The sequence below is a fragment of the Thioclava arctica genome (assembly GCF_040892615.1).
In the GTDB taxonomy this organism is placed as follows: domain Bacteria; phylum Pseudomonadota; class Alphaproteobacteria; order Rhodobacterales; family Rhodobacteraceae; genus Thioclava; species Thioclava arctica.
The window spans coordinates 462,654-477,421 of record NZ_JBFRYC010000002.1 but is presented as its reverse complement, the minus strand read 5'-3'; the positions used below and the strand labels follow the sequence as shown (position 1 = coordinate 477,421).

General features: G+C 62.0%; 14 protein-coding genes and 1 riboswitch. Of the genes, 3 read left to right on the top strand and 11 right to left on the bottom strand.

Translation table 11 applies throughout. The features are described from left to right. Positions 1–122: 122 nt before the first annotated feature. From AB4874_RS05075 to AB4874_RS05050, 6 genes are all read right to left on the bottom strand, one after another. Positions 123–578, bottom strand: coding sequence for an Hsp20 family protein (locus tag AB4874_RS05075; protein WP_295532600.1), 456 nt, complete (start codon positions 576–578; stop codon positions 123–125). 136 nt (positions 579–714) lie between these two features. Next, positions 715–1,602: a trypsin-like serine peptidase gene (locus AB4874_RS05070; protein ID WP_368391172.1), complete on the bottom strand. Its 888-nt coding sequence runs from the start codon at positions 1,600–1,602 to the stop codon at positions 715–717. Between the two features lie 13 nt (positions 1,603–1,615). Next, positions 1,616–2,392, bottom strand: coding sequence for a trypsin-like serine peptidase (locus tag AB4874_RS05065; protein ID WP_368391171.1), 777 nt, complete (start codon positions 2,390–2,392; stop codon positions 1,616–1,618). Between the two features lie 73 nt (positions 2,393–2,465). After that, complete coding sequence (gene glcF, locus AB4874_RS05060; protein ID WP_368391170.1) at positions 2,466–3,740, bottom strand: glycolate oxidase subunit GlcF; 1,275 nt, start codon at positions 3,738–3,740, stop codon at positions 2,466–2,468. After that, positions 3,740–4,819, bottom strand: coding sequence for an FAD-binding protein (locus tag AB4874_RS05055; RefSeq protein WP_368391169.1), 1,080 nt, complete (start codon positions 4,817–4,819; stop codon positions 3,740–3,742). The genes glcF and AB4874_RS05055 overlap by 1 nt, the downstream gene beginning before the upstream one ends. A 79-nt stretch (positions 4,820–4,898) precedes the next feature. Next, on the bottom strand, positions 4,899–6,332 hold the full coding sequence (locus AB4874_RS05050; protein ID WP_368391168.1) for an FAD-linked oxidase C-terminal domain-containing protein: 1,434 nt from the start codon (positions 6,330–6,332) through the stop codon (positions 4,899–4,901). Positions 6,333–6,412: 80 nt separating this feature from the next. On the opposite strand from AB4874_RS05050, the gene AB4874_RS05045 reads away from it, so the two are divergent. Further along, positions 6,413–7,114 carry a DUF599 domain-containing protein gene (locus AB4874_RS05045; RefSeq protein ID WP_295532612.1) on the top strand — a complete coding sequence of 234 codons (702 nt, stop codon included), beginning with the start codon at positions 6,413–6,415 and terminating at the stop codon, positions 7,112–7,114. 22 nt (positions 7,115–7,136) lie between these two features. On the opposite strand, the gene AB4874_RS05040 is transcribed toward AB4874_RS05045, so the two are convergent. From AB4874_RS05040 to AB4874_RS05025, 4 genes are all read right to left on the bottom strand, one after another. Continuing rightward, positions 7,137–7,832, bottom strand: a complete 696-nt coding sequence (locus AB4874_RS05040) for a thiamine ABC transporter ATP-binding protein (RefSeq protein WP_368391167.1) — start codon at positions 7,830–7,832, stop codon at positions 7,137–7,139. Continuing rightward, positions 7,816–9,366, bottom strand: coding sequence for a thiamine/thiamine pyrophosphate ABC transporter permease ThiP (locus tag AB4874_RS05035; RefSeq protein WP_368391166.1), 1,551 nt, complete (start codon positions 9,364–9,366; stop codon positions 7,816–7,818). The genes AB4874_RS05040 and AB4874_RS05035 overlap by 17 nt, the downstream gene beginning before the upstream one ends. Beyond that, complete coding sequence (gene thiB, locus AB4874_RS05030; RefSeq protein ID WP_295532618.1) at positions 9,342–10,334, bottom strand: thiamine ABC transporter substrate binding subunit; 993 nt, start codon at positions 10,332–10,334, stop codon at positions 9,342–9,344. Before thiB ends, AB4874_RS05035 begins: the two co-directional genes overlap by 25 nt. Positions 10,335–10,370: 36 nt before the next feature. Beyond that, positions 10,371–10,477: riboswitch (TPP riboswitch) on the bottom strand. 87 nt (positions 10,478–10,564) lie between these two features. Next, on the bottom strand, positions 10,565–11,926 hold the full coding sequence (locus AB4874_RS05025; RefSeq protein WP_368391165.1) for a dicarboxylate/amino acid:cation symporter: 1,362 nt from the start codon (positions 11,924–11,926) through the stop codon (positions 10,565–10,567). Positions 11,927–12,107: 181 nt separating this feature from the next. Between AB4874_RS05025 and aroC the strand changes: the two genes are divergently transcribed. Together aroC and AB4874_RS05015 are read left to right on the top strand one after the other, a co-directional pair. Further along, a complete protein-coding gene (gene aroC, locus AB4874_RS05020) occupies positions 12,108–13,208 on the top strand; it encodes a chorismate synthase (protein WP_368391164.1) in 1,101 nt (366 codons plus the stop codon). 404 nt (positions 13,209–13,612) lie between these two features. Next, positions 13,613–14,389, top strand: coding sequence for a transglutaminase-like domain-containing protein (locus tag AB4874_RS05015; RefSeq protein ID WP_368391163.1), 777 nt, complete (start codon positions 13,613–13,615; stop codon positions 14,387–14,389). A gap of 81 nt (positions 14,390–14,470) precedes the next feature. On the opposite strand, the gene AB4874_RS05010 is transcribed toward AB4874_RS05015, so the two are convergent. Beyond that, entirely contained in the window at positions 14,471–14,746 is a 276-nt protein-coding gene (locus tag AB4874_RS05010) for an accessory factor UbiK family protein (protein WP_295532626.1), read from the bottom strand. Positions 14,747–14,768 lie beyond the last annotated feature (22 nt).

Below are 14,768 nucleotides of genomic sequence, written 5' to 3'. Positions count from 1 at the left end.
AGTCGAGAGTTTGGAAGACGCCCGGGGGAAACCTCGGGCGTTTTTCTATTGCTCTCCTCCACCGCAGGAAAAAGGCGCGGGAGGATGCCCCCCGCGCCCGTGTTCTGCGTCGTCCTTCGGGCTTACGCCTCGACGGTTTCGACCTGTTTGGATGGGGCCGAACCGGCAATCTCAATCCGGCGGGGTTTCAGTGCCTCGGGCACCTCGCGCACCAGATCAATATGCAGCATGCCGTTTTCATGGCTGGCCCCGGTGACCTTGACATGATCGGCCAGCGCAAAGCGGCGTTCAAACGCGCGGGTCGCGATGCCACGATGCAGGTAGCTGCGCGTGTCATCTTCGGACTTGCGGCCCGTCACGATCAAGCCGCCATCCTTCATTTCGACGCCCAATTCATCCGAGCCGAACCCGGCAACGGCAATCGAAATGCGATACGCATTCTCGTCGATTTTTTCGATGTTATAGGGCGGGTAGGTTGGCTGCGCGACGTCACTGGTCAATGCGCGGTCCATCAGATCGGCCACACGGTCAAAGCCGACAGTGGCGCGGTAAAGCGGTGAAAGATCAAAGTTTCGCATATCATCATCCTCTCTTGAGCGATGTAAAACGCCCGCCCTTGCGGGCCGGACTATTTCGATTTCGGGACCCGTTATGGCATCCCGATGAGCATGATTTGGGGGTGGCGATTTGCCAATTCAAGAGGGGGGCGTTTGGCTAGGGGCGCAGGAATTTCGCCCCCGAGCCACCGCCGCGCAGGATGCGTGGTTTGCCCGGTTCCGATGCGCGCCGCGCGTCCGGTGCAAGGATGCGAGCGCTTTTCGCGGGCGCTTCTGGCCCCGAAATCACGCCGCGCCCCGAACGCAGGTTGGACTTGAGCTGCGCCACAATCACAGGCAGCTCCATGCCATAGACCTGTACCTGACCATTCTTGCGCCCGCCCGAAGATACGAGTGAGACGATTTGCGCGCGCTGGCCCGCCGACACGCCCGAGCGGTCAAAGACCGGTGCGCCAGAAGAGCCGTGATCGACATCGCAATCAAACCCGATCACCCCCTGCGCATGTCCGAAAACCGTGCAATCGCGCTGCCATGACAGCTCGCTCGAGCGCCCGCGCGCGTAAGACACCACGCTGACCTGCGCGCCTTTGACCCCCGCAGTGCCGACGCGAAACCACGCTGCGGTCGAACTGGGGATCGGCGCGGCAAGCTGCAGCAGCGCAACGTCATGGCGCACAGTCTGCGCCGAAAGCGGTGCAAAGGGTGCATATTGCGGATCAGCAATCATACGTGCCACCGGACGCGTCGCAATGCTGCTGTCGCCGGTTTGGCCGGCCACGAATGTCAGCTCTAATGGGTCGCGCGGCCGCTTGGCGTCTCGATCAAAGATGCAATGCCCTGCCGTGAGCACCAGATCGGGTGCGATCAGCACGCCGGTGCAATAGCCGGTGTTGTCGATGGTGACCTTGCCCACCGCCTCCCAGCCAAACAAATCCGAGCGGCGCGACAGGGCATCCAGCCCACTTTGCGCCAGTACCGGCGGCGCGATCAGCGTCACCCCAAGGACCAAGGGTAAAACATTGCGCAGCCATTTCATCGGGGGCATGGGATGTCACCTGTCAGGGGCGCAGGAATTTCGCGCCTTTGATGCGGATTTCTTTCGCACCGTCAGGCACTTCGCGTGAGGACAGATCGGCGCGCAAATCCGCCACGCCACTGATCAACGCGCCGACCGAGACCGGCTCGTGCCCGACCTCGGCCTTGGCCGAAATAACGGAAACGATGCGCGGCACTCCGTCGCGAAGAGTAAAGACAGGGGCGCCGGACGCCCCGAAATCGACCGAACAGGTCAGCACCACAGTGCTGCTTTCGCGCGCAATGACACTGCAGACGCGTTGTAGTGAGGGCGCTTCGGAGCGGCCTTTGGCATAGGAGAGAACGCCGACCTCTTCGTTGCGCGTTGGTGGGGTGTGATCCAATTCGAACAGGCGCAGTTGCGGCAGGCGCACGGGCTGCGCCAGTTCCACCAGCGCCAGATCGAAGGAGGATCGCGACAGCCGTTTGGGCCCGTCATAATGATAGGAGGAATGGGCAATCGCGCGCTTCACCTTGCGGTAGGCCAGCGCGCGCCCGTTGCGCCAGCCTGCGCGAAATTCCATGCCGTCGGCGTTAATCATTGTGCCTGTGCGCTTGTCAAACAGGCAATGCGCCGCCGTGAGCACCAGATCGGGCGCGATCAGGGTGCCGGTGCAAAAACTGCCGCGGCCCAGATCAAGTTTGCCCACGGCCTCCCAGCCGCGCGAGGCATCGCCGGTGTCGAGTTTCTGCAAGGGTTGATCGGCCAGCGCAGGCAGCGCCAGCGCGATCAGGACAGTGAGAAAGGCGATCAACCGCATCGGGCGCTCCGCTGGTGATTTGCTCCACAGATAGCGCGCGAATGGGGCTGAACTGTGGCATCCGGGGCGCGAATTACCCTGCCAGTGCCGGGGGTTTTGGCCCTCCAAGCGCCCAGTCCAGCAGCTCGACAGTATGCACCACGGGCACATCCGTGCCGCCGCCAATTTGCACCATGCAGCCGATATTTCCCGCCGCGATTACCTGCGGTGATTTCGCCTCGAGCGTGGCAACTTTGCGCCGCTTCAGCTCGTCGGAAATCTCGGGTTGCAGCAGGTTATAGGTGCCGGCCGAGCCGCAACACAGATGGCTGTCAGTGGGCTCAACCACCTGAAATCCGGCTCGTTTCAGCAAATCCTTGGGGGCCGATTTGATCTGCTGCCCATGTTGCAGCGAGCAGGCGGCATGATAGGCCACACGCATATTGCCAGTGCCTTCCGGAATTCCGATACGTTCGAGAAATTCAGAAATATCGCAGGCCAGCCCCGCCACCTTCGCGGCTTTGTCGGCCAGTGGATCATCGCGAAACATATGGCCGTAATCCTTGACCGTCGTGCCGCAGCCCGAGGTGTTGATGATCACCGCGTCCAGATCGCCCTCGCCCAAATAGGCGTGAATGTTGCGCGCAGCTTGCGCATGGGCCTCGGTTTCACGGCCCATGTGATGGCTCAGCGCGCCGCAACACCCCAAGCCCTTGGGCACCACCACTTCGCAGCCAAGCCGGCGCAGCAGACGGATCGTGGCATCGTTGATATCGGTGTTGAGCGCTCGTTGCGCGCAGCCGATCTGTAACGCCACACGGTATTTCTTGGCTCCGATCGGGGCGAAGACCTGTGGGTCGTCATTGCGCGAGACTGGCGGGATCGATTTGGGCGCCATCGCCACCATCGCGCGCAGGCGCTTGTCCGGCAGAAAGCGCGCAAACGGACGCGCCAGTTTTGCCCCGCCCATCGCAAGGCGGAACCGACCCGGATAGGGCACGATCTTGGCCAGCGTCCAGCGCAGCATCCGATCCATCAACGGGCGCTTGTAGGTTTTCTCGACATGGACGCGGGCGTGATCAATGAGATGCATGTAATTCACACCCGACGGGCAAGTGGTCATGCAGGCAAGGCAGCTCAGGCAGCGATCCAGATGTTTGACGGTCTTTTCATCGGCCGCACGCCCGCTTTCCAGCATATCCTTGATGAGATAAATGCGCCCGCGCGGGCTGTCCAGTTCATCGCCCAGCACCTGATAGGACGGGCAAGTCGCGGTGCAAAAGCCGCAATGCACACAGGCGCGCAGAATGTCATTGGCGTGCGCAATACCCGGATCTTTGAGCTGTTCTTCGGTGAAATTGGTCTGCATCAGCTCATCCTTCCAGGGTTCAGAATGCCACGCGGATCAAATTGCGCGCGCAGACCCGCCGAAATTTTGGCAACAGGGGCGGGTTCGGGCTGAAAAATGTCTGCACGGCTGCCGCGCATCAAGGTGGCGTGCCCGCTATAGGGGGCGGCCAGCGCGCGGGCATCGACCCCCTCGGCCAGTAGCGCCCAGATCAGCCCGCCACCCCAATCCAGCATCACCTCACCGCCCAGCCGTGCGATGATATCGGCTGCTTCTGAAGGCTTGACCGACAAGCGCCACAAATCGCCCGGCTTGCCCACAAACGGCGTCAGATCGCGCAGTTCCGCCCAGATCGCGCCCGAGCCATCTTGCTCAATCCGCACTGTTCCGAAGGGCGCAAGAAGGGTAGCCAGCTTGTCGGCACGATACTGCACCGATTGCGCCAACCCTTCGACGCGCACCACCGCGCCTACGCCCGGAACCCAGCCTGCGCCTGACACATCAAAGGGCGAGCCAAGCGCCGTGGCCAGCGCCACTTGCGCGGCCCCCGCAGGCATGTCCACGATCACGGTCGCTTGCGTCGGGGCTGCGGGCAGCAGCTTGAACGCCACTTCGCTGAGAACCCCCAAAGTTCCCCAAGATCCGGCCATCAGCTTGGCCAGATCATAGCCGGTGACGTTTTTCATCACGCGGCCACCGTTCTTGATGACATCGCCCCGGCCATCGACAAACCGCACACCGATCAGGGAATCGCGGCACGCTCCTGCCTGCACCCGCCGCGGTCCTGACACGTTGGCCGCCACCACGCCGCCGATTGTGCTATGCCCCGGCGTGCCCAGAACCTTGCCCCAATCGCCCGGTTCAAAGGGCAGGCGCTGCCCTTCGGCGGCCAAGGCGGCTTCGACCTCGGCCAAGGGCGTGCCCGCGCCAACCACCATCGTCAAAGCGCTTGGCTCATAGAGCGAAATCCCCGAAATCGCGACCTCTAGCGCCTCGCCAACACAGCGCCCAACCGGGCGCGTTCCCCCGCCACGGATCACCAGCGCGCCGCTTGCATCGCGCACCGCTTCGGCCAGTTGCGTCTCGCTCTCAACTCTCATGAAATCCTGCCTTCCAAATTCTCGAAATATCCCGGGGGAGCCTGACATGGCACAGCCGTGTCTGGCGGGAGCAGCGCCCCTAGCTGACGCGGCGGCTTTCAGTCACGCTTAGGGGAAACACCTTGGCCGGGTTGAGTAGCCATTTGGGATCGAACACATCCTTGACGCGCAGCTGTGCCTCTAGATCGGCAGGGGCGAATTGTACCGTCATCAGATCGCGCTTTTCGATGCCGACACCATGTTCGCCCGTCAAACAGCCGCCCACCTCGACGCAGAGTTTCAGGATCTCGGCCCCCAACTGTTCGCACAGCTCCTGCTGGCCTGCCTCGTTGGCGTTATACAGGATCAGCGGGTGCATATTGCCATCGCCCGCATGGAACACGTTGGCCACATCCAGACCGAACTCTTTCGACAATTCCCCGATCCGGCGCAGCACGAAGGGCAATTCATTGACCGGAATCGTGCCATCGAGACACATATAATCGTTGATCTGTCCCATCGCGCCAAAGGCCGATTTGCGTCCCAACCAAATGCGCGCGGCCTCGTCCGCCGAGCCAGCTTCGCGGAACTCCACCGGGTCATGGCGAGTCGCGATCTGGCGGATCATGCCGATCTGCTCGTCGATTTCAGCACCCGAGCCTTCGCATTCCACGATCAAGAGCGCCTCGCAATCGGGGTAGCCGGCATGGCAAAACGCCTCGGTCGCGCGGATGCAGGGGCGGTCCATGAATTCGATCGCGACCGGCAAGATCCCGGCACGGATGATATCGGCGACGCAAGCGCCCGCGATTTCATTGCTGGAAAATCCGATCAGCACGGGGCGCGCGCCCTCGGGCTTGGGCAGGATTTTCAGCGTCGCCTCGGTGACGACGCCCAATTGCCCCTCCGAGCCGCAGATCAACCCCAGCAGATCAAGCCCGCCAGAATCCAGATAGGCACCGCCAATCTGGATCACTTCGCCCGCCATGCTGACCATCGTCACGCCCAGCAGATTGTTCGTCGTCACGCCGTATTTCAAGCAATGCGCGCCACCCGAATTCATCGCGATATTGCCCGAGATCGCGCAGGCAAGCTGGCTGGACGGGTCAGGGGCGTAAAACCAGCCATCGCTTTCCACGGCACCGGTGACCGACAGGTTGGTGCGCCCGGCCTGAACGCGAATAAAGCGGTTGTCGTAATCGGTTTCTAGCACGCCATTCATCCGCGCCAGCCCCAACACCACCGAATCGGCTTGCGGCATCGAGCCTCCTGCCAGCGAGGTGCCCGCTCCGCGCGGCACCACCGGCACGCCAAGTTCGTGCAGCAGCTTCAGCGCGGCGGAAACCTCAGCAGTGGAGCGCGGTAAAATCACTGCAAGAGGCTGGCAGCGATAGGCCGAAAGCGCATCGCATTCATAGGCGCGCGTCTCGGCGGGGTCGTCAATCACGGCATCGCGGGGCAGAACCTCGCGCAGGCGCGCCACGATCTGCGCCTTATTGGCAAGCAAATCGGCGTTGGGTATCGGCATTTGCATGGCGTCTCCTCCCGTTTGGTCAGAAATTATAACCAATTCTGGCGCGTGACAAGCCCGCTCCTCTCACGCTAACAGAGAGCATGACAGAAAACAGTCTCTTTGGCCCGCTTACACCGCTCGATTTGATCGCGCTTGTCGTGCTGGTGATCTGCTGGCTTGCGATTGGCTGGTTGACCGAGCATCCGCCCGCACATCGCCCCTCGATGGGGAAATTGATGGAGAGCTATCGCCGCGAATGGATGCGCCAATTGGTGACGCGCCAGCCGCGCATTTTTGATAGTGCGATGGTGGATGGGCTGCGGCAATCGACGACGTTTTTCGCCTCGACTGCCCTGATCGCGATTGGCGGCGGGCTGGCGCTGATCGCCAATCCCAAACCGCTGACCGATATCGCGAGCGATTTTGCGTTTGCGCAGGGTCCAGCGTTGCTATGGGAGGCGCGCATTATCACGGCGGTGCTGTTTGGGGCCAATGCGTTCTTGAAATTCGTCTGGTCGCATCGGCTGTTTTCCTATGCCGCGATTGCGATGGCGGCGGTGCCCAATGAACCCGACGATCCGCTGGCGTATCCGCGCGCGGCCCAAGCGGCGCAGATCAATATCAATGCCGCCAAAAGCTTCAATCGCGGGCTGCGTTCGGTGTATTTTGCGCTGGCGACGCTATCTTGGTTGCTTGGCCCGGCCGCGCTGATTGTGACGACCCTGTTTACTACCGCGATGTTGTGGCGGCGTGAATTCGCCTCGGAGTCGCGGCGCGCCTTGTTGGAGAACAAACCCGACTAAGCGCCGCAGTTTGGGGCCGCGATCACGCGCCCAAATACGCGCGCAGGCTAGGCGGCGGCGCGTTCAGCAGCGTCTCTGTGTCTTGGGGGGCAAGCGCCACACCATCGGCCACCAGCACAGTTTGTGGGCATAGCGCGCGGGCATCCTCGGGGTCGTGGCTGACCATTAGAACCGTCGTGCCTTGTTCCCGCGCAATCTGCGCCACCAGCGCCAGCATTTCCGCCTTTAGTGCCGGGCCAAGCGCGGCGAAGGGTTCATCCAGCAGCAGCATCGGACGCGCGCGCAGTAGGGCACGCGCCAGCGCCGCGCGGCTTTGTTGGCCGCCTGACAGTTGGCCGGGCTTGCGCGCGCCCATCCCCTCAAGGCCTGCTCGGATCAGCGCGGTTTCAATGCGGGCGTGATCGGGCGCATCGACCTTGCCATCGGGGTTCAGCCCCAATGCGAGATTGCGCGTTACGCTGAGATGGGGAAACAGGTTTTGATCTTGAAACAGGATCGACAGCGGGCGCGCACCGGGATCGGTTTGGGTGATGTCCTTGCCGTGCCACAAAACGCGGCCCTGCGAGGGGGCAAGAAACCCCGCGATCACCGAAAGCAGCGTGGATTTCCCTGCGCCCGAGGGGCCGATCACGGCAACCCGCGCCCCTGCCGGGATCGACAGGTCGGCGCTAAGGTGGAAATCGCCTTGTTTGATCAATAGTTTATCGAGGGTCAGCATAATGTCCCAATCGGTCAAACGCCCAGAACAGCGCGAAGGTGAGGATCAGCAGCAAGCTTGCCGCGCCCGCTGCCTGATCCATGCGATAGGATCCCATCAGTTGGAACAGCGCCAACGGCAGGGTACGGGTCTGCCCATCGGAAAACAGCGTGATCACGCCCAGATCACCCATTGAAAACGCTGCCGCCAGCCCGGCCGAAAATCCCAAGGGGCGGGCGAGGCGGGGCAGCGTCAGCAAACGCAGTCGGGCAATCCCGCGCAGCCCCAGCGAAGCGGCGAGCCGGTCGTAATCGGCCTGAAGCGTACGGATCTCGGGCAGCAGGATGCGCGTGGCGAAGGGCACCGACAGCGCGGCATTGGTCAGCAGCACCATCGGCAGGGCAAGGCTGGTGGGGTTCACAAAGGGGCGCGCGATCAGGAAGGCCCCCGTGCCCATCACCAGTGCCGAGGCGGTCATTGGCAGCATCGCCGTGATCTCGGCCCAACGGTGACGGGTCGCGGCCAACGCGAGGGGCAGCGCGACGCACAGGGTCGCAAATGTTGAGGCGAGCGCGATGATGAGCGAGGTCGCAGTGGCACCCCAGATCATCGGTGGGAGGCTGGTCAGCGCGGGCAGGCCTCGGGCGAAAACGGCGCCAATCGGGATGAGTAGAAAAGCGGCGGCCAGCACGATTGCAGCCCCGTCCAGAACGGTATGCGCCGCTCCGCCAGAGAGTTGCGCAATCGGCGCGAGATTGCGGTCATGGCCCGCGCCAAAGCTGGCGGGCAGCGTCACGCGCGCGGCGATCAGCAGGGCCGTGACCGAAATCGCGACCTGTACCAGCGCAAGGCAGGCGGCCCGGCCCATGTCAAAATCGAAGCGGAACGCCTGATAAATCGCCAGCTCTACCGTGGTCGCGCGCGGCCCGCCGCCCAGCGTCAGCGCCACGGCGAAAGAGGTCAGGCAGACGAGGAAAATTGCGAGAAACGCTCCGGGCAGCACCGCTCGCAGCATCGGGCGTTCCAGCTGCCGCGCAGTTTGGGCGGAACCAAATCCAAGGCTGGCGGCAAGGCGGAAGCGCTCGGACGGGATCGCCTGCCAGCCATGCAGGATCATCCGCGTCGCCAGCGGCAGGTTGAAGAACACATGCGCCACGATCACGCCTTGCGCGCCATAAATCGAGAGCGGCTCGATCCCGAAATATCCCAGGGCTGCGTTGATGAACCCGCGCCGCCCGAACACCGCGATCAACCCGAAAACGGCCACGATCACCGGCAGAATGAAGGGGGCGCCCATCAGCGAGATCAGCAGATCGCGCCCGGCAAAGCGGCGGCGATGCAGCGCGCGCGCTACCGGGATCGCCAGCGTGCAGGAGATCAGCGCCGAGAGCGCCGCCTGCCATAGCGTGAAGCGGATCGCGGCCAGATCACTGGCGCGCAACCCGCTCAACCCGCCCGCGCGGATTGCCACCGCCGCCAGCGTGCCGATCACGAGCGCGGCCAGAACCGCGCCCGCAACCGCCGCCGGGGCTATTTCGCGAGCGCGCGCTGCCATTCTTCCAACGCGGGTCCGCGCAGTTTTTCGGCCTCGGCCTCTCCGATATACAGCGTCTTGTCGGGCATAGGCAGGTCTTGGAACACCTTGGGCAGTTGGTCATGGGGCAGCTTGGCCGGGAATGACCAGTTGGCGGTGACGATCATCTTCTGGAACGCGGGGCTCAGGATGTAATCCATGAATTTCTGCGCCAGTTCCGGGTGCTTCGAGGATTTGAGCTGGGCGGCCAGTTCGGGGGTGAAATAATGCCCCTCGGGGAAGATCGCGGCGAGTTTGCTGTCGTCGTTTTCGGCCATGATGTGATAGGCGGGCGAGGTGACGTAGCTCAGCACCATGTCGGCCTCGCCATCGGTGAACATCCCGTAAGCCTCGGACCAGCCCGGCGTCACGGTCAGGATTTTCGGCGCAAGCTTTTCCCACGCGGCCTCGGCCTGATCGCCATAGATCGCCTTGACCCAAAGCAGCAGCGACAGCCCTGCGATAGAGCTGCGCGGGTCTTCGATCACGATTTTATAGGCGTCTTTCGGAGCGTCGAGCAGCTCGGCAAAACTATGGGGCGGGTTTTTCAGCTTGGTCTTGTCATAGACAAAGGCCAGATCGGACCAATCGAAGGGCAGAAAAATCGGATCATCCCATTTCACCGGCATGCTCAGATTCGAGGTGTCCTCGTTATGGGGCGCAAACAGGCCGGTGGCGCGCGCCTTGGCGGTGACATCGGTGTTGAGCCCGATCACCACATCGGCCGAGGTCTTATCGCCTTCGAGCATCACGCGGGGCAGCACGTCGCCTGCGACGAATTTGAGGTCGCAATCGCAGATCGCCTCAAAGCCCTTTTCGATTGCGGGGCCGGGGCCCCATTCGCTGGTGAAATAATCAGGTGCGTAAACTGTGAGTACGGGCTTGTCCTGCGCGACCGCCATCGTGGCGATCAGGCTTAGGGCTCCCGCAAGCATCAGGGTGGATTTCATGTCTCACTCCAAGGGCTTGCCGGGCGGAGTGGGGCCGGGAGATCCGACTACCTTCCCTCCGCCGGTCTTAACCGGTTCAGGTTCAACGGGTTCGCGATTGTCGCATCTCAGCCGGATATGCACCGGCACCCCGAGGTAGGTCACAAACTAAAGAGCGCCGCGCCGGGGTGCAAGGGCTTTCCCGGCGCGATCTGTGTTATGGCGCGCTATGCGCGGTGCCGTCGGGCCGTTTAATGCGGCTTGGCATAGCGCGCGAGTTCCTCTTCGGCGGCCTCGTCGATATCCAGATCGTCGCTGGCGGTGCCGGCATTGGGGTCGTTGAAGACATCCATGTCCAACTGCCCCTCGGTCTTGGCGACAATCGCCGTGACGACCGCATCACCTGTAATGTTGACTGCGGTGCGGATCATATCCATCAGCCGGTCCACGCCAAGGATCAGCGCGATCCCCTCAATCGGTAGGCCGACCTGGCTGAGCACCATCGTCAGCATTACAAGCCCCACACCCGGCACGCCCGCCGTCCCGATAGAGGCCAGTACCGCCATCGCGATCACCGTCAGATAGCCGCCAAGACCAAGGTCGATGCCATAGACATTGGCCAGAAACACGGTGGCGACGCCCTGCATGATCGCGGTGCCATCCATGTTGATCGTCGCTCCGAACGGGATGCAGAAGGACGCAACCGAGTTCTTCGCGCCCATTCTTTCGGTGACACAGCGCAGCGTGACGGGGATGGTTGCATTGGAGGAGGCGGTCGAGAAGGCAAAGATCTGCGCCGGGCGGATTTTGCGCATGAAGGTAATCGGGTTCAGGCCCGAGAACACCTTGAGAAAGATCATCAATGTGCCAAACAGGTGCAGCATCAGCGCAAAAACCAGCGTTAGCACATAGGCCAGCACTGGCACGAACAGATCAATGCCCTGCTCGGTAAAGGTCTTGGCAATCAGTGCAAATACCCCGATCGGGGCCGCGGCCATGACAATGGCGACGATCTTCATCATCACCTCGTTCATATATTCGGACGCTTCGACAAAGCCCTTGGACTGATGGCCCAGCATCAGCACCGCAATGCCCAGAATGATCGTGTAAAAGATGATCTGCAGCATCTCGCCATTGGCGAATGCCGCGACCGGGTTGGTCGGCACAATCCCGGCAAACACATCCCAGACCGAGGGGGCCTCTTTGCCCGTGATGCCCGAGGTATCGACCCCCGCCATGTCAAAGCCCTTGCCCGGCCCGATCAGCGTGGCGATCAGAATGGCAACCGCAATCGCGACCGCCGTGGTCAGCATATAAAGCCCAAAGCTTTTGCCGCCGACACGGCCCAGAATGCGGATATCGCCAATCCCTGTGACCCCGCAAATCAGCGAGAAGAACACCAGCGGCACCACCAGCATCTTGAGCGCGTTGACAAACATCTTGCCCACCATCGCAAACAGCCCGCCTACGATCTGAGTGTTGATGAAACTGGAATCGATGGCGTTAAAAATGACGCCCACAATGATGCCCGCGACCATCGCAAGCATGATCTGCGCGGTAAGTGAAATTTTCTTTCGCCCGCCCGAGGGGTGCGGAGGTGTTGTGGTTGTCATCGACGCGTCTCCCTGCTGCCGTTTGTTTCCGTCAGCATGACGCAGTTTTGGTATCGATCAACCTTTACGTGCAAAGCGCGGCGTATTCGAAGCTATTTCGGTCATCGAGTCCGCACGTTGCCTCAAAGCGGCCAACTTGCTAAGGCGTGGGGGGAGTGAAACCCGTAAAGGCCGCGTTCCCATGTCGTTCAATTCCTTCGGTCATCTGTTCCGCGTCACCACTTGGGGCGAAAGCCATGGGCCTGCCCTTGGCGCGACGGTGGATGGCTGCCCACCCGGCATCGCGATCGACGAAGCCTTTATCCAGCAATTTCTGGATCGTCGCCGTCCGGGCCAGTCCAAGGAAACCACCCAGCGCAAGGAGCCCGATGCGGTGCGTATCTTGTCGGGCACATTCGAGGGGCGCACGACCGGCACGCCGATCCAGTTGATGATTGAGAACACCAATCAGCGTTCCAAGGATTACGGCGAGATCGCGCAGCAGTTCCGCCCCGGTCATGCCGATATCACCTATCACCAGAAATACGGCGTGCGCGATTATCGTGGCGGCGGGCGGTCGAGCGCGCGTGAAACCGCAGCGCGGGTGGCGGCGGGCGGCGTGGCGCAGGCCGCTTTGGCGCAGCTGGTGCCCGATCTGAAAATCTATGGCTACATGGTGCAGATGGGGGCCAAACACATCAACCGCGCCCGCTTTGATCGCGACCAGATCCTGCAAAACCCGTTCTTCATTCCCGATGCGCTCGCGGTTGATGAATGGGCCGATTATCTGGCTGCGATCCGCAAGGGCCAAAATTCGGTCGGCGCCGCGATCGAGGTCGTGGCCGAGGGCTGCCCGGCGGGTCTTGGCGCGCCGATCTATGCCAAGATGGATACCGAACTGGCCGCCGCGATGATGTCGATCAACGCAGTCAAAGGCGTGGAAATCGGCGAAGGCATGGCCGCTGCCGCGCTGACCGGCGTGGACAATGCCGATGAGATGGTGATGGGCTCGGATGGCGTGCAATACCTGTCCAACCATGCGGGCGGAATCTTGGGCGGGATCACCACGGGCCAGCCGATTACTGTGCGCTTTGCGGTCAAGCCGACCAGCTCGATCCTGACGCCGCGCCGCTCGGTCAACACGCGCGGCGAAGAGGTTGAGGTGATCACCAAGGGCCGCCACGATCCCTGCGTTGGCATCCGCGCCGTGCCGGTGGCCGAAGCGATGATGGCCTGCGTGATCCTTGATCAATTCCTGATGGATCGCGGGCAAACGGGTGGTGTGCGCGGCGTGATTGGCTAAATCGCGGGGCCGAGCTGCCCGTTGCAGAACCGGGTCGATCCGAGGCCATGACCAAAGTGGCGTCGCGTCCCGTCTTGGTGTGACGATGCGTTGCAAGATGATCGGGTTGCACCTTGCAGCGCTGTTGGTTTATGCACGGCGCGACTCGGCAGGGGGCTGGAAAAACTGGCCCTTGCAGAGACTGAAACGACGGGTGGTAGCCGCCCAAATACAGTTTGGCTGCTGATATCTCCTGAGAGCTTTACCTTATCCAGACGCGCCTTCGCGCCCGCATTGTCTTTGTGTTTGCGCAGATTGATCCGGTCCGTCGTTGTCGGGTCGCACCGTTTGTGTCCACTTGGGCAAGGTCAGCCGTGGGAACCTCGGCCCGGAGCCGCAAATCGAAACAAGGAACAGGACATCACATGCGCTTTTTGATCGACGTTCAGATGCACTACTGGTTCCCGTATCCCAATACGGTCGCCTTGGCAGTGGAGGTCGCCCAGACCAGCGGGCAGACGATCTGTAGCGCCAATCTGAACCTTGGTCACTCCGAGGTGTTTCGGATCGCAGCCGATAGCGATGTCGGGGACAGGATCTGGGCGCGCGTTCCGGGAAATGAGATGTGGCTGCATTATCAGGCGCAGGTCGAGATTACGCGCTCCGGTGCACCGCTGAATGATCTGCGCGCGATGCCCCTGCACGAAATTTCCGCCGAAGCCGCCCCGTATCTGCGCCCCTCGCGCTATTGCCAGTCCGACAAGTTCATCTCTTTCGTGAACAAGCGGTTTGGTCATCTGGAAGGGGGCAGCAAGGTCGCCGCCATTCGCGACTGGATCGAGTCGAATTTATCCTATGTTCCGGGCAGTTCGGATTCCGACACCAATGTTCTTGAGACCTTCGCAGGGCGGCAAGGCGTGTGCCGCGACTATGCGCATCTACTGTGCACGATGGTGCGGGCGGCGCAAATTCCGGCCCGTGCCGTCTCGGCCTATGGGCCTGATGTGGCACCACAGGATTTCCACGCGGTCGCCGAGGTTTGGCTGGAGGGCGCTTGGCATCTGGTCGATGCGACGGGGATGTGTGGTGCGGACAGCATGGCGGTGGTTGTCGTCGGGCGCGACGCCTATGACATCGCCTTCATGGAGTCCCAAGCCCCGGCCAATCTGATTACCCAGACGGTCTCGGTTCAGCGCTGCTAAGGCGCGGCGCACGCGGTTGGGCATGAAAAAGACCGCCCAGATTAAAGGACGGTCTTTCGCAATCGATCCGCAAAGATCCCGTCACGCGTCGGGTTTGGCTTTTTTCGCGGCGGGCTTTTGGGCGCCTTCCAGCGCATCAAGGCGTGCCTTGAGCGCGTCGTTTTCTTCGCGCGCCTTTTGCGCCATCGCGCGCACCGCGTCGAATTCTTCGCGGGTGACGAAATCACGATCCGCCAGCCAGCGGTCCATCCACGATTTCATCGCGGTTTCGGCCTCGTCTTTCGCGCCTTGAGCCACGCCCATGGCGTTGGTCATCAGCTTGGACATTTCGTCGAAAATTTTGTTGGGCGGTTGCATGGGCATCCCCTCGCGTGAACGT